The following is a 22,028-nucleotide window of genomic DNA, read 5'->3' on the forward strand; positions in this document are numbered from 1 at the left end:
CAAGGGTGCCATCTCCATCGACGCCCCTGTCAACGCCCCGGTCAGCGGTGGAGGTAGTCGACGAGCGACGCCTTCTCCGTCTCCAGCTCCTCGATCGCGCTCTTGACCACGTCGCCGATGCTGACGATGCCCACCAGGCGGCCGTTCTCGACCACGGGCATGTGGCGGAACCGGTGGGTGGTCATCGTGCGGCGCAGCTCGTCGACGTTGTCGCCGGGCCCGGCCGTGCGCACCTCGGTCGTCATGATCGAGGAGACCGGCGCGTCGAGGATCTCGGGGCCCCGGTCGTGCAGCCGCCGCACCACGTCGCGCTCGGAGACGATCCCCTGGATCGTCGTGCCGTCGGTGGAGACGACGACCGCGCCGATGTTGTCGTCGGCGAGCCTGCCGAGCAGTTCCCGGACCGTCGCCGCCGGCGCCACCGTGGTGACAGCGCTTCCCTTGTTGCGCAGGATCGTCCCGATGAGCATGTGCACCACCTCTGCTCCCGTTGTCCCCGGCCGAGGGCCGGCTTATGCCCGGTCCTCACAGGCAAACAACCGAGTGGGGACCCCGTCAAGCGGTCACGTAGGCTGACTTGCCGCATCTCCGACGACGTGGAAGGCATCGATGACCGAGCAGCTCAACACCGGAAGCCACGACCTGCCCATCACCCCGGAGCTGGCCGCGTTCATGCGCACCGGCTGGGCCGACACCCGGCGCACCGGCGTGAGCGCGCTGCCGATCGCTCCCTGGGCGGCCCGGCGCAGGGCGGCGCTGGCCGCGCGTTTCCCCGGTGAGCGGCTGGTCGTCCCGTCGGGCACGCTCAAGGTGCGCAGCAACGACAGCGACTACCGGTTCCGTCCGCACAGCGCGTACTCCTACCTGACGGGCGCGGGCGAGCCCGGCGACGTGCTGGTCATCGAGCCGTCCGGGCAGGCCGTGCTGTACGTGCGCCCGCGCTCGCCGCGCGAGGAGGGCGAGGAGTTCTACCGCGACCGCCGCTACGGCGAGTTCTGGGTGGGCCGCAGGCCCGACCTGGCCGAGGCGTCGGAGCTGTACCAGATCGAGTGCGCGCACATCCGCGACCTGCGGTCCGAGGGCCCGGCCCGGGTGCTGCGCGGCGTCGACGCCGCCGTCGACGCGCTGGTCCCGGCGGGCGGCCGCGACGCCGAGCTGGAGGTGTTCCTGTCGGAGATGCGGCTGGTCAAGGACGAGTGGGAGGTCGGCGAGCTGCAGTCGGCCGTGGACGCCACCGTGCGCGGCTTCGAGGACGTCGTGCGCGCCCTGCCCGCGGCCCTCGGCCACCCGCGCGGCGAGCGTTACCTGGAGGGCGTCTTCGGGCTGCGCTCGCGCCTGGAGGGGAACGCGGTCGGCTACGACAGCATCGTGGCCTCCGGCGCCCACGCCTGCGTGCTCCACTGGATCCGCAACGACGGCGCGCTGGCCGAGGGCGACCTGCTCCTGCTGGACGCCGGCGTCGAGACCGACACCCTCTACACCGCCGACGTCACCCGGACGTTCCCGCTGTCGGGCCGGTTCACCGCGGCGCAGCGGCAGGCGTACGAGCTGGTGCTGGCCGCCCAGGACGCCGGGATCGCGGCGCTGAAGCCCGGCGCGAGCTTCCGCGACTTCCATCTGGCGGCCATGCGCGTCATCTGCGAGGGCCTGCACGACTGGGGCCTGCTGAAGGACTCCCCCGACGCCCTCATGGAGTCGGGCCTGTACCGCCGCTACACGCTGTGCAGCAGCGGCCACATGCTCGGCCTCGACGTGCACGACTGCGCCAGGTCGCGGTCCGAGGTCTACCTCGACGGCGTGCTGGAGGAGGGCAACGTCCTGACGGTCGAGCCGGGCCTGTACTTCCAGCCCGACGACCTGACGCTGCCCGCCGAGCTGCGCGGCATGGGCATCCGCATCGAGGACGACCTGGTGGTCACCGCCGAGGGCGCCACCCTGATGTCGAAGGCCCTGCCCCGCCACCCCGACGAGATCGAGTCCTGGATGAACGTCGTCCGTTCGTGACGGCCCGGTCACTTTTCGTGGGCGACTGACAAGGTGTGACCCGGCTCTCATAGCTTTTGCGCAAATTCCCGACAAGGCATCGACTACTAGACAACCCGTCAGTAAGGTGACTGATCCGTAGGCGGAGGTGGTCGGTCATGGCGGGTACACGCGTGCGGACGGACGCCTGATGGCCCTGTCCGGGTACGTCGGACGCGCGGCCGGGTCGCTCCTGGGCCAGGTGGGCGAGCTGTTCGTCATCGTCCTGGAGGGCTTACGCCGCACCTGGGACGTCAGGAACTGGTGGTGGGAGTTCGTCGACCAGTGCTGGTTCCTCGCCAAGGTCACCAGCGTCCCGGTGCTGCTCGTCTCCCTGCCGCTGGGCGCCACCGTGGCGCTGCAGGTGGGCGAGCTGGCCTGGCAGCTCGGCGCCGGCTCGGCCACCGGCAGCGCGGTGTTCGTCGGCCTCATCCGCGAGGTGGCGCCGCTGGCCAGCGCGCTGCTGATCGCCGGGGCCGGCGGCAGCGCGATGACCTCCGACATCGGCGCGCGGCACATCCGCGACGAGCTGAGCGCCATGGAGGTCATGTCCGTCAACCCCGTCCACCGCCTGGTCACGCCGCGCATGTGGGCCGCCTCCACGGTCGCGGTCTGCCTGTGCCCGCTGGTCATCCTGGCCGGCGCCACCGGCGGTTACTTCTTCAACGTCGTGGTGCAGGGCGTCACGCCGGGCGCGTACTTCGACGGCGCGCTGTCCCTGGTCGTCGCCTCCGACCTGTACGTCACCCTGTTCAAGGCGTGGATCTTCGGCTTCGTCGCCGCCGCCGTGGCCTGCTACAAGGGCATGACGTGCGCGACCAGCCCGGTGGGCGTGGGCCGGGCGGTCAACCAGGCGACCGTGCTGACGTTCATGCTGGTGTTCACGTTCAACTACGTGATCTCGGCCGTCTACTTCCTGGCCTACCCGCCGAGGTCGATGTGACGGCGGCGCCGGCGGCCGGGGCCCGGCTCGCCCACCGCGGGCGGCACCTGGCCGAGCGGTTCGCGACGCTCGCCGACTGGCCGCTGTTCGCGGGGAAGGTGCTCTTCTACTCCGTCCGCGACGTCGTCCTGCGGCTGCGTTACCGCAAGGTCGTGATCAGGCAGGTCAGCGACGTCGTGGTGGGGGTCGGCGCGACCGTCGTCGGCGGCGGCATGATCTTCGTGGTGTTCACGATGGCGTTCGTCGTGGGCGCGACCGTGGGCCTGCAGGGCTACCAGGGGCTCCAGGCCATCGGCGCGGAGTCGTTCGTGGGGCTGATCGGCAGCTTCGCCAACGTCCGTGAGATCACCCCGATCATCGCCGCGACCGCGCTGGCCGCCCAGGTGGGCTCGGCGTTCACGGCCGAGCTGGGGGCGATGCGCATCTCGGAGGAGATCGACGCCCTTGAGGTCATGGGCATCAACGCCTTCACCTACCTGATCTGCACCCGGGTGGTGGCGGCGCTGCTGGCGCTGCTGCCGATCTACCTGATCGCGCTGTTCGCCAGCTTCTTCGCCACCCGGCTGATGTGCACGGCGCTGTTCGGCCTGGCGCCCGGCGCCTACGACTACTACTTCTACCTGTACCTGCCGGTCAGCGACATCGTCTACAGCCTGGTCAAGGTCGGGATCTTCGCCTTCGCCGTCATCGTGATCCACTGCTACCACGGCTTCCACGCCACCGGCGGCCCGGTGGGCGTGGGCGTGGCGGCCGGGCGCGCCATCCGCCAGTCGATCGTCACGATCGTGCTGCTGAACCTGCTGCTGTCGTTCCTGTTCTGGGGCGGCGGCGGCAACATTCCGCTGACGGGGTGAGCCGGTGTCCCGATCCGAACTTCCGCTCGCCGTCCGCGCCGGCATCGCCGCGGGCGTCGTCCTGGCGCTGGCCGCGGCGACGTTCCTGGTCGTGCGCGGCGCCACCGAGGCGCGCGGCACCCGGATCGAGGCGGTGTTCGGCCGGGCCGGGCAGGGCATGGACACCAACTCCAAGGTCAAGATCCGCGGCATCACCGTCGGCGACGTGACGGACGTGACCCTGGACGCCAGGGGCCGGGCCGTGGTCACGATGCACCTCCAGCCCGGCGTGCGGGTGCCGCGGACCGCCGTCGCGGCGGTCGAGCCGCTGTCGGTGTTCGGCCCGAAGATGATCGACCTGCGGCCGGGCCCCGGCGAGGCCACCGGGCCCTACCTGGGCAGCGGCGCGGTCATCACCCGCACCGAGGAGCCGCTCGACCTGTCCGACACGCTCGGCGACGCCTACCGGGGCCTGGACGCCGTCGATCCCCGCGAGGTCACGGTCATCGTGCACACCCTGGCCAAGGGCCTGGACGGCGAGGGCGGCAACCTGCGCGAGCTGATCGGCGACGCCGGCACGGTCGTCGGCGTGGCCCACCGGCAGCGGGAGCGGGCCCGGCGGTTCCTGCGCGACGCCGCCGCGCTCGGCACGGCCCTGTCCGACAAGGGCGACGAGCTGGTCTCGATCGCCTCCGACGCCGACGTCATCACCCCCGACCTGCTGCGCCGCGCCGACAAGGTGCGCGTCCTGCTCCAGGAGATCACCTCCGTCTCCGGCCTGGCCGCGCACGGCCTGCGCGCGCATCGCCAGGACCTGCGTGCGGCCGTGCACTCCGGCGAGCGCGTGGCCGCCCTCGTCTACGCCCAGCTCGGCCTGGCCGGCGACGGCGTACGCGGGCTGGGCAGGCTGGTGGACCTGCTCAACAAGCTGATCGAGACACCGGGGCCGGACGGCAGGGGCATGCTCCAGGTCGAGGCGTTCGTCGCCACCGACGTCTGCGAGCTGGTCGTCGGCGTCTGCGGACCCACCGACGGAAGGCGCTGAGATGACGGTCTCCAGGACGCGGGTCGCCCGCAGGTGGACGTTCGTCCGGTTCGCGCTGTTCGTCGGCGTGACGATGTCGCTGATCGTGCTGATCGCCGTCCAGGTCGCCCGGGTGGGCACCGGCGGCGGCTACCGGCTGGTGGCCGCGTTCGACGACGTGTCGGGGCTGACCGAGGGCGACCAGGTCAAGATCGCCGGAGCGCCGGTCGGCCAGGTGGAGTCGATCGAGGTGGTGGCCGGCCGGGCGGAGGTCACCATGCAGGTGCGGGACGAGGTCCGGGTGCCCACCGACACCGAGGCGGCCGTACGCTGGCGCAACGCCATCGGCCAGCGCGTGGTCTACCTGCTGCCGGGCACCGCGCCGGGCCGGCTGCCGCCGGGGTCGCGCATCGTCCGCACCTCGTCCGTGGTGGACATCGGCGAGCTGGTCGGCGACCTCGGCCCGCTGACCCGCAGCCTGGACCCCGAGCAGATCAACCGGCTCCTCACCGCCGCGGCCGGGTCGCTGAAGGGCAACGACAGGAACCTCCCGCGGCTGCTGGACAACGTCGACGCCGTCACCGGCACACTGGCCGAGCGCCGGGCGACCATCGAGAAGCTGCTGAAGGACTACGCGACGGTCACCGGCGTGGTGGCCCGGCGCGACCGGCAGATCGAACGCCTGGTGGACGACCTGGTGACGCTCTCGGAGGCGTTCGCCGGCAACCGCAAGCTGGTGGACGACGCCCTCGTCGAGCTGTCGGCCACCTTCCACACCTCCGACCAGGTGATCGGGAAGAACGCCGGCGAGCTGGGCCGGGTGGTGGAGAACCTGTCCGGGCTGACCGGCGGCATCCGGCGGCACGTCCGCGAGATCGACCGGACGGTGAGCACGTTCCAGCCGCTGTTCGCCCGCGCGTACTCGACCGTGGACCGCGGGCACTACTTCATCACCGCCGTGCCCTGCCTGGCGCTCGGCCCCTCGCCGTGCCCGTACCCCATGCGGTCGCCGCCGCCGTTGCGCAACACCCGGGTCCAGAGCGAGAAGGACCTGCGCAGGCTGCTGGTGGGCCGGTGATGGCGGTCAGGTCGTTCCGGGACCGGAACAAGGTCGTGGTGGGCCTGGTGTCGGTGGCCGTGCTGGGCGCGCTGCTGGTGGCCACGTTCCTGGCAGGCAACCTGGGGCTGCTCGAAGGCGGCTACTACGTGTCGGGCGTCTTCGTGGACTCGGGCGGCCTGCGCGCCGGCAACGACGTGCGCGTGGCCGGGGTGCGGGTCGGCGAGGTCACCGAGGTGCGCGCCGACTACGCCCAGGGCAACGTGGTCGTCACCTGGAAGGTGCACGACGGCGTGCGGCTCGGCCGGTCCACCCGCGCCGACATCGCCCTGTCGAACCTGCTCGGCGGCCGCTACGTCAAGCTCACCGGCCCGGTCGCCGCCCCGTACCTCGACCAGCTCCCCGAGGCGCGGCGGCGCATCCCCGTGGACCGGACCGGCGTGCCGACGCTCGTCAACGACGCGGTCAACGACGCCACCCGGCTGGTCCGGCGGCTCGACACCGACGCCGTGGACGACCTGCTCACCGAGCTGGGCAAGATCGACACCTCCCGGCGCGGCCGGGTGGGCAGGCTGCTGCGGAACATCGGCGCCCTGTCGGACACCGTCAGCAGGAGCGAGCCGCAGCTCCAGCGGCTGCTCGACAACGGCACGAAGATCATGAACGTGCTGGAGCGGAAGGACCGCCAGCTCGGCCGGCTCATCGACGCCGTCCAGATCATGCTGAACGAGCTGCGCGCCCGCAGGAAGGAGCTGCGCACCCTGCTCGGCGACGGCAGCGGCCTGGTGCGGAGCACCACCCGCCTGATCGACGAGCACGAGCGGGCCCTGATCCGGATCCTGGACGACACCTCGGCCGTCACCAGCCGGCTGAGCGGCAGCGGCGAGCGGCTCAACTCGCTGCTGGCCTGGGCGGGCCCGACGTTCTCCGGCCTGGCCGCCATGGGCGGTCAGGGGCCGTGGCTGGAGGCCGTCGCCACGGGACTCGGCCCGATCGACCCCGAGGTGCTGGCCGCCGTCGCCAAGGACAGGAAGGGCGACCGATGAGACGACTCCTCCCGGTCCTGCTGGCCGGGGCGCTGCTGGCGGCGAGCGGCGGGTGCTCGGTGCTGGGTGAGCAGCCGTACCGGCTGGTGGCGGTCTTCCGCAAGACGCCCTCCCTGTACGAGCAGGCCCGCGTCAAGGTCATGGGGCTGGACGCCGGACGCGTGGAGAAGATCCGCATCGACGGCGGCCAGGTACGGGTCGAGCTGCTGGTCGACCGCGAGGTGCCGCTGCCGGCCGAGGTCAAGGCCGTGGTCGCGCCGCAGAACACGCTGGGCGAGCGCAACGTCGTGCTGTACCCGCCGTGGAAGCCGGGCGACCGGCGGATCGAGCCCGGCGCCGTCATCCCGCTGGAGCGCACCGACCTGCCCGTGGAGATCGACGACGCGCTGGCCGCCTTCACCAGGCTCACCGACGCCCTCGACGGCGAGAAGCTGGGCGACGTGGCCGGCAATCTGGCCGACGGCCTGCGGGGACGCGGCCGGACGATCAACGACGCGATCGCCGGCACCGCCCGGCTCACCGACACCCTGGCCCGCCAGGACGAGCAGCTCATCGCCCTGGCCAAGGGCCTGAACCGGCTCGCCACCGGCCTCAACAGGCGGCAGGACCAGGTGACCGGCGCGATCGACTCCTTCGCCGAGGCCGGCGCGATCCTGGCCGAGGAACGGCAGCGCCTGCGCGGCTTCGTCGCGGACATGGCGGGCTTCGTCCGGCGCGGCGACCTGATCATCGAGGCCTACTCAGAACGCCTGCCGCGGGCCGCGAGCACGCTGGCCGAGCTGGTGCTGACGGTCCGGGCCAACAGCGAGTCCATGGCGCGGGCGGTCAAGGGCGCGGCCGACCTGGCCGACGTGCTGATCGACTCCTGGGACCGGGACCGGCACGTGCTGAAGATCCGGGTCGTGCTGAACGCGATGACCAGGACCTGGCTGACGCCGCTGTTCCAGGCGCTGAACCTGGGCGAGGTGCCGTGCCTGCCGGCCGGTCTGAGCAACTGTCCCTTCGAGCGGAAGAAGGCCACGCGATGAGGGCCCGCCTGCTGGCCGCGCTGCTCGCGCTCGCCGTCACCGCGTCCTGCTCGTTGCGCACGCTCGGCGCGACCACCGGCGACCTGACGCTGAACGCCGCCTTCGACGACGTCCAGAGCCTGGTGGCCGGGCACAGCGTGCAGATCGCCGACGTCCGGGTGGGCACGGTGACCGGCATCCGGCTGGAGGGCTACCGGGCCAGGGTGACGATGTCGATCCGGTCCGCGCACCGGGTGCCCGTGGGCAGCACCGCGACCGTGGCCAAGACGTCCGTGCTGGGTGAGAACTACGTCCTGCTCAGCCCGCCGGCGGGCCGGGACCTGGCCACCGGCCCGTACCTGGCGGACGGGGCCACGATCGCCGACACCTCGGTCGAACCGGACATCGAGCAGGTCACCGCCAAGGCCGGGCCGCTCGTCGAGGCGCTCGGCGCCCAGGACGTCAACGCGATCCTGGACGCCGCCTCGACCGCGTTCGCCGGCCAGGGCGCCGACGTCAACCAGCTGATCCGGCGGACCGCCGAGGTCACCGACGCCTACGCCGCGGCCCGGCGGGACCTGGCGACCGGCATCGACGCGCTGGCCGGACTGGGCGACGACCTCGCCAAGGGCAGCGACGAGCTGGACCGGCTGCCCGGCGTCCTGGCCGCCGCCACCAGCCGCGTCGCGCACGGCCGCAAGCACGTCAAGCGGGCCGTCGCGGCGCTGACCGAGCTGGCCAGGGAGGCCAACCTCACCGTGTACCCGCGGCACGCGGCCCGGCTGCGCACGCTGCTGCGCGAGCTGGAGGCCGTCTCCTCGGCCATGCAGCGGGGCAAGGACGACCTCAAGGGGCTGGTGGCGCGGATCCAGGCGTTCATCGACGCGCCGCCGATCACGGTCAACGGGCAGGTACTGATCTACGTCTGGCTGAAGGGCCTGCTGCTGCCCGGGAACCCGCTCGGGAACAAGGGGCACAAGGGGGCCGATGCCGCGAGGAAGGCCGCCGACCGGCTGAGCGACTTCCGCCTGCTGTGGGAGCCGCCGCGATGAGGAACCGGGTGCACCTGAACGTCGGCTTCTTCGTGCTGCTCGGCGTGGTCATGACGATCTGGGCGTTCAGCACGATCATCCGGCTCGACGTGATCGAGCGGCCGTACCGGGTGTCGGCCGAGTTCGCCTCCTCCCCCGGGCTCGTCCGCGGCTTCGACGTGGCGTACCTGGGGGTGCGGGTCGGCAGGATCGGCGACGTGCGGCTGGCGCCGGGGAAGATCGTCGTCGGGCTGGACATCGACAAGGAGATCAGGCTGCCCAAGGGCAGCACGGCCGAGGTGCGCCGCAAGTCCGCGGTCGGGGAGCCGTACGTGGAGCTGTCGCCGCCCGCCGCCGGCGTGGGCGGGGTCTCCCTCGCGCCCGGCGACACCATCCCGCTGTCGCGGACCACCGTGCCGCTGGACTACCGCAAGCTGTTCGAGGGCGTGGGCAGGCTGCTCGACGCGGTGCCCGCCGGCGACGCCGAGACGATCACCCACGAGCTGGCCACCGCCCTGGACGGCCGCGCCCCCGCGATCAGGACCGTCATCGAGAACACCCACGACCTGACCGGCGCCCTGGCCGACGACTCCCGGACCCTCGACGACCTGTCGGTGCAGCTCACCCGGCTCACCCACACGCTGGCCGGCCGCAAGGACCGGCTGGCCGCCGGCATCACGGACCTGAGCGCGGTCACGGGCTCGCTGCGGGCCTCGCGCACGGACCTGAACGCCTTCCTCGACCAGGGGCCCGGCGTGTTCGCCCGGCTCGACGCGGCGATCAGGAGGTCCAGGCCCGGGTTCTCCTGCCTGCTGACCGCCGCCGGGCTGCCGCACCGGCCGGTCTTCTCCGCCGCGACCGAGAAGGACGTGCACCACCTGCTGAGCGTGGTGCCGACCGCGCTGAGCCTGGCCGACGACATCAGCGATCGGCAGGGGGACACGGTGTACGGCAAGGCGTCGTTCATCTTCAGCGTGCCCGGCGGCCCTGCTCCTGCCGAGGAGTACGCGGGCCCCGTCGGCCCGCCCCGCGTCCCCCGGCTCGCCGCCTGCCCCTCACACCCCCCGGCCGGCACCACCCAGGAAACCTCCACCACCACCCCGGACCTCTCCAGGGCCACTCCGGAGACCTCCAGGGCGGCCCGGGACACCGGCGGGCCGGACGGCGAAAGCCCGAAGGCCGGGAGGAAGAAGCCCGACGCATCCGAACCGCCGTCCCCGGAGTCGTCGAGCAGCGTGGCCGCCGCCGGCGACGCGTCCCGTACCCCACCGAGCCCCACGCCGCTGATTGTCGCGATCTTCCTCGCCGTCGTGGTGAGCGGTGGCATCGTGGGCTGGATCGCGGCGGGCCGGGCAGCCCGCCGCCGTGAGGAGTCATCATGACCACCGACCACCACCTCACCGCCCCCGCCACCCCGGACACCGAGGCACCTCCCGAAGCCCCCACCGAGGTCGCGGACGGCGGGCCGGCGTCGGGGCGAGCGGTGGGCGGGCGGTTCACGCGGGCACGGGTGCTCGGCGCGCTGGCGGCGATGCTGGCCGCGGCCGTCGCCGCCACGGCCGTGCTGCAGTGGCTCGACGCGTCCCGGGCCCGGGACGCGCTGGCCCGCCTGGAGAACGAACGCGCCCTGCGCCTGGAGGTCTCCGGCGCCGCGAGCGCCTTCAGCCAGGCCCTGCTCAGCTACGACTACAAGGACCTCCAGAGCACCCGCTCGACCCTGTCCGCCCAGGCTACGGGCGACTTCCAGGCCACCTACGACGCGGCGTTCGGCGGCGCGATGTCCCAGGTGATCGTCAAGCTCAAGGCCGTCTCCCAGGCCAAGGTCCGCGAGGTCTACCTGGCCGACGCCGACGAGGCCACCGCGCACGCCATCGTCGTCGTGGACCAGCAGGTGAACACCGCGCAGGCGATTCGCTCGGTGAAGGATTCGCACCTTAAGATCACGCTTGTGAAGCAGAAGGGCGCCTGGAAGGTCCAGGACGTGACCGTGCTCGGCGCGGCCTCGGAGGACCAGTACAAGCTCGACGACCCCGCGGCGAAGAAGAAGGACTGACGATCGTCCCCCTGGCGATGGGCGGCCGCCCCGAAGAGGTGCGCGCCCCCGAGACGTGGCTGACCGAGGCCGAGCGCGAACGCGCCGACCGGTTCGTCTTCCCCGCCGACCGGGCCTGTTTCGTCGCGGCCCACCTGCTCGTCCGCCTGTGCGCCGCGGCCGTGCTGGATGTCCCGCCGGAGGGGCTGACCCTGCTGCAGCACTGCGAGGTGCACGGCCCCGGCCACGGCAGGCCGTACATCCGCGAGGCTCCGGGTCTGGGCGTGAGCTTCAGCCACACCCGCGGCTACGTGTGCGCCGCGGCCGGCCCCGGCCGGGTCGGCGTGGACGCCGAGCACGTGCCGCCGGGCCCGCTGAACGAGGGCCTGGCCGACCACGCGCTCACCCCCGCCGAACGCGCCCTGGTGACCGGCAACGACGACCTGATCCGCCACTGGACCCGCAAGGAGGCCCTGGTCAAACGCGGCGAGCTCACCCTGGACGAGCTGCGCACGACCGGCGTCGACCCGCTGCCGGTCGGCCACCTGCTGGAGTGGCGGGCCGCCCCGGACATCAGGGTCGCCGTCGTCACCGACACGCCGGCCGAGCGGATTCCCGTCCCGTCCCTGTGAGGGCCCGGCTAGCGGCGGCGGGTCGGGGTGGGGTCGAGGAAGACCAGGGTGACGCCGGAGAAGCGGTCGCGCAGCCGCCGGTCGATCTCGTCGCAGGCGATCTCCACGCCCGCCGCGCTCGCCTCGTCCCGGAAGTCGATCTTGGCGGCGACCATGATGGAGCCCGGCCCGATCATCATCGTCAGCAGCTCGACCACGTCGTCCACCTCGGGCTGGGCCAGCAGCACCGCGCGGATGCCGACCTCGATCTGCCTGGGGGCGGCCTGGCCGATCAGCAGCGACAGGTTCGACTGGATCAGGATGAGCGCGACCACCAGCAGGAGCAGGCCGATGGCGACCGAGGCCGCGCCGTCCCACAAGGCCGAGCCGGACCACTGGGAGCCGAGCAGCCCGAGCGCCGCGATCACCAGGCCCACCAGCGCGGCGGCGTCCTCGAACAGCACGGCCTTGAGCGCGGTGTCGGACGTGATCCGCACCAGCCGCGCCGGACGCACCTTGTACCGGCCGGCCTGGGCCCGCAACTGCGAGTACGCCTTCGTGAACGAGATGCCCTCGATCACGAACGAGACGGCCAGCACGATGTAGGACGGCGTGAGGTTGCCCAGCTGCTCGCCGTGGCTGATCTCGTGCAGCCCGTGGGTGACGGAGAACCCCGCCCCGCCGACCAGCGTCGCGACCGCCGCCATCATCGCCCAGAAGAACCCCGCCTTGCCGTAGCCGAACGGGTGGCGCTCGTCGGGCGGCTTGCCCGCCCGGCGAACGGAGACCAGCAGCAGCAGCTCGGTCATCGTGTCGGCGGCCGAGTGGGCCGCCTCGGACAACATCGCGGCCGAGCCGCCGATCAGCCCCGCGACGAGCTTGGCCAGGGCGATGGTCAGGTTCGCGGCGCCCGCGACCAGCACGGTCGCCAGGCTCTCCCCCGACTTCTCCTCCATCAGATCACTGTACGGCGGCCCTGCGCGGCGGCCCCCCGCAGGTAGCCGCATCGTCGGGGGCGTGCGATAGATTGGGGATCATGAGCGCGCCCCGCTGGCTTTCCCCCGCCGAACAGCGTGCCTGGCGTACGCATCTCGCGCTGCACAAGTTGCTCATGCACCGCCTCGACCGCGAGCTGCAGGAGCACCAGCTCTCGCTGAACGACTACGAGATCCTGGTCAACCTCTCCGAGAGCCCCGAGCGGCGCATGCGGATGAGCGACCTGGCCGACGCCACGATCCAGTCGCGCAGCAGGCTGTCGCACCAGATCTCGCGCATGGAGGCCAAAGGGCTGGTCACCAGGGAAGACTGCCGCGACGACCGGCGCGGCACGTTCGCCGTCCTGACCGACGAGGGCTGGGCGACGATCCAGCGGGTGGCGCCCGACCACGTCGCGAGCGTGCGCGAGCATTTCGTCGACCGGCTCACCGACGACCAGCTGGAGGCGCTGGAGCAGGCGTTCGGGCCCATCGTCGACCACCTGAAGAAGCTGCGCTGAGGCCCAACCGATATCGGTGACGGCTCACCGGCGTTCCCGGGCGCTCGCTACGATCCGCTCATGCTCCGAAAGCTGCTGATCGTTGTCGTGCTCGCGCTGATGCCGGCCTGCTCCGCGGGGGGCGGCGGGGGTGACGAGCTCCCCGCCGGGCCGGCGGTGATGAAGAAGTCCGCGGAGGCCATGAAGGCCGTCAGGTCGGCCGGTTTCTCGATCGCCACGGAGGGCAAGCCCAACGTGCCGCTCAAGAAGGCCGACGGCAGGCTCACCGCGGCGGGCGACGCCGACGGCACGATCACGCTGGAGGTGCTGGGCACCCTGCAGGAGATCACCTTCGCCCTGATCGGCGACACCGTGCACTTCAAGGGGCCGACCGGCGGCTTCCAGACGATGACCAGGCAGCAGCTCGCCCAGTTCTACGACCCGTCGGTGATCCTCGACCCGGCCAAGGGCATCGCGCAGCTGCTCGCCTCGGCGACCGACCCCAAGGTGGAGGCGGTCGAGGACGGCTCCTACCGGGTGGCCACGACGTTCTCCGGGCAGGTCGTCGGGCAGATCGTCCCGGGCGTCACGCAGGGCGTCAACGGCAAGGTCTGGATCGACAAGGCCACCGGCAGGCTCACCAAGGCGAGCCTGCCGCTGCAGAACGGCACGGTGACGGTGACGTTCAGCGACTACGACACGCCGGTCACGATCACGCCGCCCCCGTCCGGATGAGCCGGGTGAGCCGGAACGTCCCGGCGGACCGCGCCCGCCGGGTCGCGCTCGGCGCGGGCGGCGCGGTCGTGCTGCTGGCCGCGCTCGACGCCTACGTGGTCGTGACGGTCCTGATGGACATCGCCCACGACGTCGGCGTGCCGCAGAACCACCTGGAGCGGGTCACACCGGTCGTCACCGGGTTCCTGCTCGGCTACGTCGCCGCGATGCCGCTGCTCGGCCAGCTCTCCGACCGTTACGGCCGGCGGCCGCTGATCCACGCCTGCCTGGCGGCGTTCGCGCTCGGCTCGGTGCTGACCGCGCTGGCGGCCGGTGAGGCGATGGTGGTGTCGGGCCGTACGGTGCAGGGCGTGGCGGGCGGGGCGCTGCTGCCGATCACGATGGCGCTGATCGGCGACCTGTGGGAGGAGCGCGACCGGCCGCTCGCGCTGGGCGCGGTGGGCGCGGCGCAGGAGCTGGGCAGCGCCCTCGGCCCCCTGTACGGCGGCGTGCTGGCGCTGGTCCCGCCGGTCGCCGTGGCGGGCGTGGAGCTGGGCGGCTGGCACGCCATCTTCTGGGTCAACGTGCCCCTCGCCGCCCTGGCCGCCGTCGCCGTACAGCGCACGGTCCCGGCCCGGCCGCCGTCCGGCACGGCCCGTGTCGACGTCGTCGGCGGCGCGCTGCTGGCGCTGGCGCTGGCCCTCCTGGTCGTCGGCCTGTACAACCCCGACCCGGCCACGACCGTGCTGCCGCCGTGGGGGCCGCCGGTGATCGCGGCCGGGGCGGTGGCGGGCGGCGTCTTCGTCTGGTGGGAGATCCGCTCCCCCGTCCGGCTGCTCGACCTGTCGGCCGCCCGCAAGTCGCCGCTGCTGGCGACGCTGGGCGTGAGCTTCCTGGCGGGCGCGGCGCTGCTGGTGACGATGGTGTTCGTGCAGTTCGCCGCCCAGACGCTGCTGGACCAGGACGCCCTGGGCGCGGCGCTGGTCCTGGCCCGGTTCCTCGGCGCGCTGGCCGTGGGGGCGCTGCTCGGCGGCGTGCTGGCTAGGCGGGCCGGCGAACGCGCGGTGGCGGTGCCCGGCCTGCTGATCGCCGCGGCCGGTTACTGGCTGATGAGCCGCTGGCCGCTCGACCTGGCCGGAGCGGGCCTGGCCGTGGACGCCGACCTGGTCGTGGCGGGGCTCGGCCTCGGCCTGGTGATCGCGCCGGTCTCGTCGGCGGTCCTGCGGGTGAGCCCGGCCGTCCAGCACGGCGTGGCCTCGGCGGCGGTCGTGGTGGCCAGGATGATGGGCATGCTCGTCGGCGTGGCGGGCGTGTCGGCGTGGGGGTTCCACCGGTTCCAGTCGCTGACCGCTCACCTGGACACACCGCTGCCGTTCGGCGTGGACGCGCAGACCTACCAGCGGCGGCTGGCCGACTACCTGGCCCAGGTCGACGCCGCCCTGCACGTCGAGTACACCGAGATGTTCCTGCTCACGGCGTTCGTCTGCCTGCTGGGGGCGGCGGTGGCGCTGCTCATGCCGCGCCGCGCCCTGCCGGAGGCGGCGCCCGCCCTCGCGGACGCCGCCCCCGACCCCGAACTCTGACCGCGGATCAGGTGGCGCCGCCGGTCAGGGCGACAGGCGGTGCAGGTCGCGGGGGAAGGCGGTGGTCTGGCGGATGTTGGCGGCGCCGGTCAGCCGGGCCGTCCAGCGTTCCAGGCCGAGGGCGAACCCGCCGTGCGGCGGCATCCCGTACCGGAACGCCTGGAGGTAGCCCTCGTACGGCGCCACGTCCCCGTCCAGGGCCTGGACGTAGTCGTCGTACCGGTGCAGGCGCTGGCCGCCGGTGACCAGCTCCAGGCCCCTGAACAGCAGGTCGAAGCCGTTGGAGTAGCCCGGTCTGGCCGGGTCGGGATGGGTGTAGAACGGCCGCTTGGACATCGGGTAGCCGGTGACGAACAGGAACTCCGACCCGTGCTCGCGCAGCGCCCAGTCCGACAACCACCGTTCCTGGGCCGGTGACAGGTCGGGCTCGTCCTCGCCGGTCAGCCGCTGGGCCTCGGTGAAGTGCACGGCCGGGATCTCGGCGGGCACGGCGGGCAGCACGGCCCCCGTCACCTCGACGGCGGAGACGGCCCGGCGGCGCACCGACTCGACCATGCCGGCGACGACCTCCCGCAGCACGGCCATCACGTCCCGATGGTCGGCGATGAACCCCAGCTCGGCGTCGAGGCTGGTGTACTGGGCCAGGTGGCGGACGGTGTCGTGCGGCTCGGCGCGGAAGACCGGCCCGACCTCGTAGACCCGCTCGAACACCCCGACCATCGTCTGCTTGTAGAACTGCGGCGACTGCGCGAGGTAGGCGCGGCGGCCGAAGTAGTCGATGCCGAAGACGTTCGCGCCGGACTCGGTGGCCGAGGCCACGATCTTGGGCGTGTGGATCTCGGTGAAGCCGAGGCCGTCCAGCGTCTCGCGGAACCCGGCCACGCTCGCCGCCGAGATCTCCAGCGGCGCCCGCAGCAGCGGATGCCGCAGCGCGACGGGCGCGTGGTCGAGGACGGTCGGCAGCGTCGCGGCAACGACCGGCCGGTAGAGGTCGAACGGCGGCGCCTGGGCGGGCTCGGTCAGGACCTCGATCTCCGGGCCGGTCAGCTCGACCCCGCCCGGCGCCTGCCCGGCCGGGGTCACGGTGCCGGTGACCCGGACGACGCTCTCCTCCGGCGGCAGCTCCCCGTCCGCGCTGACCACCTGGGCCAGCCCGGCACGGTCGCGTACGACCAGGAAGGAGACGGATTTCAGGTGCCGGCGGCGATGGACCCAGCCGGCGATCGTCACTCGTCGGCCGGCGTGCTCAGCGAGCGACGCCGACAGGACACGAGAGATCATTACAGCTCCTCTGCAGGAAATGCATGACCCCTTGGGAGTGCGGGGGAGAAGGGAGCTCCCGGTGCCACCGCACTTTCGCCGCCCGCGAGGGGCGGCCTCCACGACCCGATGACGGGGGTCAGGCCGGCGGGGCATTTCCTCCCCGCACTCGGGAGTGTCTTCACCAGCGGACACGGGACCGCCTTCACAGCTGCCGGCGGCTCTCTGGGCCCGTGCGGCCCGCTGGCTACTCGTCTCCGTCCACGTGTTGCCGTAGATGATACGGCAACACCGCTACTTGTCCTTCTTGGGGCGCTTCTCGCGGATCTTCATCGTGACGTCGATCGGCGACCCGGCGAACCCGAACTCCTCGCGGATGCGCCGCTCGATGAAGCGCCGGTAGGTGTCCTCCAGCCAGCCGGAGGTGAACAGCACGAACTTGGGCGGCTCGACCGACGCCTGCGTGGCGAACAGGATCTTCGGCTGCTTGCCACCCCGGACGGGCGGCGGCGTCGCGTGCACCAGCTCGGTGAGGAACGCGTTGAGCCGCGCCGTCGGCACCCGGGTGGACCAGGAGTCGAGCGCCTTCTCCAGCGCCGGAACCAGCCGGTCCATGTGGCGGCCGGTCTTGGCGGAGATGTTCACCCGCAGCGCCCACGGGGTGCGCACGAGCTGCCGGTCGATCTCCTTCTCCAGGTAGTAGCGGCGGTCTTCGTCGACGAGGTCCCACTTGTTGAACGCCACCACCATGGCCCGCCCCGACTCGATCACCAGGCCGATGATCCGCAGGTCCTGCTCGGTGAGCGGCTCGCTGGCGTCGATCAGCACGATCGCCACCTCCGAGCGCTCCAGGGCGGCGCGGGTGCGCATGGCCGCGTAGAAGTCGGCGCCCTGCAGCTCGCGGTCGCGCCGCCGGATGCCGGCGGTGTCGACGAAGCGCCAGGTGCGCCCGCCCAGCTCGATCAGCTCGTCGACCGGGTCGCGGGTGGTGCCCGCCATCGGGTCGACCAGCACCCGCTCCTCGCCCGCCAGCTTGTTGAGCAGCGAGGACTTGCCCACGTTGGGCTTGCCGAGCAGCGCCACGCGGGCCGGGCCGCGCTCGCCGCCGAAGGTCACCTGCGGCGTCTCGGGCAGCGCGTCGAGCACCACGTCGAGCAGGTCGCCGCTGGAGCGGCCGTGCAGCGCCGAGACCGGGTAGGGCTCGCCCAGGCCGAGCGCCCACAGCGCGGCGGCCTCCAGCTCCAGCTGCTGGTTGTCGACCTTGTTGGCGGCCAGCAGCACCGGCTTGCCCGACTGGCGCAGCACCGCGCCCACGATCTCGTCGGCGTCGGTGGCGCCCACGGTGGCGTCGACCACGAACACGATCACGTCGGCCAGCTCGACGGCGACCTGGGCCTGCTCGGCGATGCGCAGGTTCATGCCGGTGGCGTCGGGGTCCCAGCCACCGGTGTCGACGACGGTGAAGCGGCGGCCGCGCCAGTTGGCGTCGTAGGTGACGCGGTCGCGGGTGACGCCCGGCACGTCCTCCACGACTGCCTCGCGGCGGCCGATGATGCGGTTGACCAGCGTGGACTTGCCCACGTTGGGGCGGCCCACGATGGCCACGACCGGCAGCGGCGTGGTGTCGCCGTGCTCGGTGACTTCCAGCTCGTCGAGGTCAGCCTCGACCCAATCCCCCGTTGACATGCTTGTTCATCCTTAGGTGAGTACCGCACCTGGAGGTCAGGTGCGCTCCTTGACCAGCCTCAGCACCTCCGCGATGACCTCTTCGAGGTTCAGCGCGGTGGTGTCGAGCTCGACGGCGCCATCCGCCATCGAGAGTGGGTCCGTCTTACGTGTCGAGTCCAGGGTGTCACGCCGCTCCATGGCGGCCTGCTGCGCCTCCACCGTGGAGCCGGCCAGCTCGGCGCTCCTGCGGCGGGCACGGGCCTCGGCGCTGGCCGTCAGGTAGACCTTGACGGGCGCGTCGGGGCAGACGACCTTGCCGATGTCGCGGCCCTCGACCACGATGTCACCGGCGCCGGCGATCTCCCGCTGCAGCGCGACCAGCCGCCTGCGCACCTCGGGGACGGCGGCCACGGCGGAGACCGCGCCGGTCACCTCGGCCTCCCGGATGGGGCCGCCCACGTCGACGCCGTCGACCAGGATCGTCGGCCCGTCGGGGTCGGTGCCGGAGACGATGGACGGCTCGCCGCAACGGGCCGCGATCGCCTCGGGATCGGCCAGGTCGACGCCCTGCCGGAGCATCCACCACGTCATCGCCCGGTACATGGCCCCGGTGTCGAGGTAACGCAGGCCCAGCGCACGGGCGACCCCGCGCGACACGCTCGACTTGCCCGACCCCGAAGGACCGTCCATGGCGACGACCAGACCGGACACGGCCTCTCCCTCTTCACGTGTGTTTCCCCAACCTGAAGAGGCTACCGCCTCCGGTCAGTCCGCGATCCAGCTCCCGTGGAAGCCGAGCGGGACCCTGGCGGGCAGGTGCACGACCGCGACCGGCTCGCCGGTGAAGTCCTGGGCCGACAGGATCACCAGGTCGGCCGCTCCCCTGGCCGGGTCGTTGACGTAGGTGAGCAGGTAGCCGTCGTCCTCGGCGGCGCCGGAGGGCACGAAGACCGGCTCCCCCACGTACGCGCCGCGCCCGAACCGCCGCGCCTCCTGCGTGCCGCGTTCCAGGTCGTGCTTGATGAGCGTGTTGTCGAACGCCTCGTCCGGCAGGTCCTCCAGCTCGGCGGCCGGGTAGATCGCGTCGTGCAGGTCGGCGGCGGCCGAGGTGTAGCCGTAGCGGTACGGGCTGCCGGTGCGGCGCTCGTCGATGCGGGGGAACTCCTGGGGGCGGTCGTCCAGGCGGGTGGTGGTGACCCGGCCCGCGCCGGGGTCGATGCGCCACCGGTCGAGCGTGGGCGCGCCGCCCAGGTCGAGCCGGGCGTCCACGAACCGCTTGGGGTAGCGGACGACGTCCACCACGACCTGGTCGCCGTCGTCGTAGGCGTTGAGGGTGTGGAAGACCCAGCAGGGGTCGATCGCCACCCACTGCACGTCGCCGGTCTCGCGGGAGAGCAGGCCGAGCCGGGCGGGCCGGGCGTCGTCCCACGCGTACGGCAGCGGCGCGCCGCGCTCGGCGTGGGCCATGCTGAGCGTGACCGGCAGGTCGTAGATCACGACGTACCGGCGGGTCAGCGCGAAGTCGTGCAGCATCGGGCGGTCGGCGACCGGGATGTCCCTGACCTGGGCCACCACGCCCTTGGGGTCGATCACGATGTGCTGGTGGTGGTCCCAGCCGGCGAAGTAGGCCATCGCGTGCAGCTCGCCGGTGACCGGGTCGAGGTGGGTGTGGGCGGCGTACCCGCCGGGCAGGCCGCCGACGAAGTCGCACGCGCCGACCGTGTCGAGCTCGTAACTCAGCTCGTACGGCAGCCCGCCCGCCTCGACGGTCGCGAACGTGCGCCCGGCGATGCCGATGACGTGCGTGTTGGCCGCGAAGTCCATGCCCGCGTGCACCGGGCCCGGCGCCGGCGGCTCGCCCAGCCGGCGGGCCACCTCGGCGTTGCGCACCCACCGGTTGCGGTACCACTCGGCCCGCCCGCCGCGCAGCCGCACGCCGTGGACCATGCCCTCCCCCATGAACAGGTGGGTGGCGGCCGGGTCGTCGAGGCTGAGCGGGTTGGGGCCGTTGCGCAGGTAGCGGCCGTCGAGCTCGGCGGGGATGCGGCCGGTGACCTCCAGGTCGAAGGCCGTGATCTCCTCCGTCGCGGGTGCGAAGCCGTTGCGGAAGGGGGTGCTGGTCATCGTGCGCTTCCTCTCAGGTCAGGAACGGCGTGAGCACGGAGGTGTAGAGCAGCCGGTAGCGCCGCTCCGCCTCGGCGCTGTCGAAGAAGCCGGAGATCTCCAGGCTCACCGCGCCGTGGATCGCCATCCACAGCACGTCGGCTATCTCGCCGGCGGCGGCCCCGCGCAGCCGTCCGGCCTCCAGGCAGGTGGCCACGGCCTCGACCAGGATGTCGAAGGTCCGCCGGCCGGCCGCGACCGCGTCGGGGGCGGGCTGGAAGCCGTGCATCGCGTTCTGGAACATGACCCGGTAGTAGTCGGGCTCGTCCAGCGCGTACTCGCGGTAGGCCGCCAGGCCCGCGTGCAGCGCCGGGAGCGGGTCGTCCTGGGCGGGGACGGCCAGCAGGCGCGCCTCCAGCCGGGCGAAGCCCTCCAGCCACAGCGCCTCGCTGAGGCCGTCCTTGCCGCCGAAGAGGGTGTAGATCACCTTCGTGGAGCAGCCGACCTCGCCGGAGATGCGCCGGACGGTGAGCGCCGCCGGGCCCTCGGCGACGAGCAGGTGTTTGGCGGCGTCGAGGATGGCCGTCCTGACCACGCTCTGGCCTTCCTGCTGGGCTTGCCGGTACGCGGTGACCGCCATGTGAGTAACACCGTTTCTTCTCGGTAACGCTGTTACCGACCTTTGTACGCCTCCTCCGCCCCCGCCGTCAATGCCGCCGGCCAGGAGTAAGAGCGTCCGCCCGGGTAAGGAGGTGCGGCGTGACGGAGACGAACCGAGCGCGGGTCACGGTCGTGGTGGCCACCAGGGACCGGGTCAGAACGCTGGCCCGGACGATCCCCCGCCACCCGAGGCCGGTGATCCTCGTCGACAACGGCTCCTCCGACGGGACCGCCGGGTTCGTCCGCAAGCACTTCCCCGACGTCCAGGTGGTCGAGGCGGGGGCCAATCTGGGCGCGCCGGGCCGCAACGTCGGCGTGCGCCTGGCCGAGACCCCCTACGTCGCCTTCGCCGACGACGACTCCTGGTGGGCGCCCGGCGCCCTGGAGCTGGCCGCCGACGTGCTGGACGCCCATCCCCGCCTGGCCGTGCTGGGCGCGCGCGTGCTGGTCGGGCCGCAGGAGCGGCTGGACGCGGCGTCGGAGGCGATGCGCGACTCCCCGCTCGGCGTCGAGGACGACCTGCCGGGGCCGAGCGTGCTGGGCTTCCTGGCCTGCGGGGCCGTCGTGCGCAGGGAGGCGTTCCTGGAGGCGGGCGGCTTCGACGACGTGATCTTCTTCTTCGGCGAGGAGGAGCGGCTGGCCGTGGACCTGGCCGCGCGCGGCTGGGGGCTGGCCTACGTGGACGACGTCGTCGCCCACCACCACCCCTCCCCCGCCCGCGACCCGCGCGGCAGGCAGGCGCTGGCGGCGCGCAACGCCGTGCTGACCGCCGTGCTGCGCCGTCCCTGGCCGGTGGTGGCGCGCCGGTCCCTGGAGGCGCTGCTGGGCGGTCCGGCGGGCCGGGAAGGGCTGCGCACCGCCGTGCGGCGGCTGCCCAGGGCCCTGGCCGCCCGGCGCGGGCTGCCGGTCGCCGTGGAACGGGCCCGCCGCAGACTGGAACGCACGGCCGACTGACGCCGT

The 22,028-nt window shown here is 72.7% G+C and carries 22 protein-coding genes; 15 read left to right on the forward strand and 7 right to left on the reverse strand.

Annotated features, from left to right (window positions below; genetic code table 11):
- Positions 1–41: 41 nt before the first annotated feature.
- Positions 42–470 (reverse strand): CBS domain-containing protein, encoded by a 429-nt coding sequence (locus ABT158_RS27670; protein ID WP_352358159.1) that lies wholly within the window; start codon positions 468–470, stop codon positions 42–44.
- 139 nt (positions 471–609) lie between these two features.
- Here ABT158_RS27670 and ABT158_RS27675 point away from each other — a divergent pair, with 139 nt between their 5' ends.
- From ABT158_RS27675 to ABT158_RS27725, 11 genes are all read left to right on the forward strand, one after another.
- A complete protein-coding gene (locus tag ABT158_RS27675) occupies positions 610–2,004 on the forward strand; it encodes an aminopeptidase P family protein (RefSeq protein ID WP_352358161.1) in 1,395 nt (464 codons plus the stop codon).
- Positions 2,005–2,173: 169 nt separating this feature from the next.
- Positions 2,174–2,965, forward strand: coding sequence for an MlaE family ABC transporter permease (locus ABT158_RS27680; RefSeq protein ID WP_352358163.1), 792 nt, complete (start codon positions 2,174–2,176; stop codon positions 2,963–2,965).
- Positions 2,962–3,819 (forward strand): ABC transporter permease, encoded by an 858-nt coding sequence (locus tag ABT158_RS27685; RefSeq protein ID WP_352358165.1) that lies wholly within the window; start codon positions 2,962–2,964, stop codon positions 3,817–3,819. The genes ABT158_RS27680 and ABT158_RS27685 overlap by 4 nt, the downstream gene beginning before the upstream one ends.
- 4 nt (positions 3,820–3,823) lie before the next feature.
- Positions 3,824–4,843 carry an MCE family protein gene (locus tag ABT158_RS27690; protein WP_352358167.1) on the forward strand — a complete coding sequence of 340 codons (1,020 nt, stop codon included), beginning with the start codon at positions 3,824–3,826 and terminating at the stop codon, positions 4,841–4,843.
- A 1-nt stretch (position 4,844) separates the two neighbouring features.
- A complete protein-coding gene (locus ABT158_RS27695; protein WP_352358169.1) occupies positions 4,845–5,900 on the forward strand; it encodes an MCE family protein in 1,056 nt (351 codons plus the stop codon).
- Positions 5,900–6,925: an MlaD family protein gene (locus ABT158_RS27700; protein WP_352358171.1), complete on the forward strand. Its 1,026-nt coding sequence runs from the start codon at positions 5,900–5,902 to the stop codon at positions 6,923–6,925. Before ABT158_RS27695 ends, ABT158_RS27700 begins: the two co-directional genes overlap by 1 nt.
- A complete protein-coding gene (locus ABT158_RS27705) occupies positions 6,922–7,953 on the forward strand; it encodes an MCE family protein (RefSeq protein WP_352358173.1) in 1,032 nt (343 codons plus the stop codon). The genes ABT158_RS27700 and ABT158_RS27705 overlap by 4 nt, the downstream gene beginning before the upstream one ends.
- Positions 7,950–8,984, forward strand: a complete 1,035-nt coding sequence (locus ABT158_RS27710) for an MCE family protein (RefSeq protein ID WP_352358175.1) — start codon at positions 7,950–7,952, stop codon at positions 8,982–8,984. Before ABT158_RS27705 ends, ABT158_RS27710 begins: the two co-directional genes overlap by 4 nt.
- The gene (locus tag ABT158_RS27715) at positions 8,981–10,345 is read left to right on the forward strand and encodes an MlaD family protein (protein ID WP_352358177.1); all 1,365 of its coding nucleotides are present in this window, start codon (positions 8,981–8,983) and stop codon (positions 10,343–10,345) included. Before ABT158_RS27710 ends, ABT158_RS27715 begins: the two co-directional genes overlap by 4 nt.
- Entirely contained in the window at positions 10,342–11,016 is a 675-nt protein-coding gene (locus ABT158_RS27720; RefSeq protein WP_352358179.1) for a hypothetical protein, read from the forward strand. The genes ABT158_RS27715 and ABT158_RS27720 overlap by 4 nt, the downstream gene beginning before the upstream one ends.
- Before the next feature lie 17 nt (positions 11,017–11,033).
- Positions 11,034–11,627 carry a 4'-phosphopantetheinyl transferase family protein gene (locus ABT158_RS27725; protein WP_352358181.1) on the forward strand — a complete coding sequence of 198 codons (594 nt, stop codon included), beginning with the start codon at positions 11,034–11,036 and terminating at the stop codon, positions 11,625–11,627.
- 8 nt (positions 11,628–11,635) lie between these two features.
- Here the strand turns inward: ABT158_RS27725 and ABT158_RS27730 are convergent, their stop codons facing one another.
- Positions 11,636–12,562, reverse strand: coding sequence for a cation diffusion facilitator family transporter (locus tag ABT158_RS27730; RefSeq protein ID WP_352358183.1), 927 nt, complete (start codon positions 12,560–12,562; stop codon positions 11,636–11,638).
- Between the two features lie 80 nt (positions 12,563–12,642).
- Here ABT158_RS27730 and ABT158_RS27735 point away from each other — a divergent pair, with 80 nt between their 5' ends.
- Genes ABT158_RS27735 through ABT158_RS27745 form a run of 3 tightly spaced genes read left to right on the forward strand, consistent with a single transcriptional unit; the run spans position 12,643 to position 15,377 of the window.
- Complete coding sequence (locus ABT158_RS27735; RefSeq protein WP_352321897.1) at positions 12,643–13,101, forward strand: MarR family winged helix-turn-helix transcriptional regulator; 459 nt, start codon at positions 12,643–12,645, stop codon at positions 13,099–13,101.
- A 60-nt stretch (positions 13,102–13,161) separates the two neighbouring features.
- Positions 13,162–13,815 carry an LppX_LprAFG lipoprotein gene (locus ABT158_RS27740; RefSeq protein WP_352358186.1) on the forward strand — a complete coding sequence of 218 codons (654 nt, stop codon included), beginning with the start codon at positions 13,162–13,164 and terminating at the stop codon, positions 13,813–13,815.
- A gap of 5 nt (positions 13,816–13,820) precedes the next feature.
- Positions 13,821–15,377: an MFS transporter gene (locus ABT158_RS27745; protein WP_352358188.1), complete on the forward strand. Its 1,557-nt coding sequence runs from the start codon at positions 13,821–13,823 to the stop codon at positions 15,375–15,377.
- 24 nt (positions 15,378–15,401) lie between these two features.
- Here the strand turns inward: ABT158_RS27745 and aspS are convergent, their stop codons facing one another.
- The 5 genes from aspS to ABT158_RS27770 form a co-directional block, all read right to left on the reverse strand.
- Positions 15,402–16,658 carry an aspartate--tRNA(Asn) ligase gene (aspS, locus tag ABT158_RS27750; protein ID WP_352358190.1) on the reverse strand — a complete coding sequence of 419 codons (1,257 nt, stop codon included), beginning with the start codon at positions 16,656–16,658 and terminating at the stop codon, positions 15,402–15,404.
- 273 nt (positions 16,659–16,931) lie between these two features.
- Positions 16,932–18,323: a ribosome biogenesis GTPase Der gene (der, locus tag ABT158_RS27755; RefSeq protein WP_352358193.1), complete on the reverse strand. Its 1,392-nt coding sequence runs from the start codon at positions 18,321–18,323 to the stop codon at positions 16,932–16,934.
- A gap of 36 nt (positions 18,324–18,359) precedes the next feature.
- Complete coding sequence (cmk, locus tag ABT158_RS27760; protein WP_352358195.1) at positions 18,360–19,016, reverse strand: (d)CMP kinase; 657 nt, start codon at positions 19,014–19,016, stop codon at positions 18,360–18,362.
- Positions 19,017–19,070: 54 nt separating this feature from the next.
- Positions 19,071–20,429, reverse strand: a complete 1,359-nt coding sequence (locus tag ABT158_RS27765) for a carotenoid oxygenase family protein (RefSeq protein ID WP_352358197.1) — start codon at positions 20,427–20,429, stop codon at positions 19,071–19,073.
- A gap of 13 nt (positions 20,430–20,442) precedes the next feature.
- The gene (locus ABT158_RS27770; protein ID WP_352358199.1) at positions 20,443–21,048 is read right to left on the reverse strand and encodes a TetR/AcrR family transcriptional regulator; all 606 of its coding nucleotides are present in this window, start codon (positions 21,046–21,048) and stop codon (positions 20,443–20,445) included.
- A 119-nt stretch (positions 21,049–21,167) separates the two neighbouring features.
- On the opposite strand from ABT158_RS27770, the gene ABT158_RS27775 reads away from it, so the two are divergent.
- Positions 21,168–22,022, forward strand: coding sequence for a glycosyltransferase family 2 protein (locus ABT158_RS27775; protein WP_352358201.1), 855 nt, complete (start codon positions 21,168–21,170; stop codon positions 22,020–22,022).
- Positions 22,023–22,028 lie beyond the last annotated feature (6 nt).

This window comes from Nonomuraea sp. NPDC001636 (assembly GCF_040298265.1).
Lineage (GTDB): Bacteria > Actinomycetota > Actinomycetes > Streptosporangiales > Streptosporangiaceae > Nonomuraea.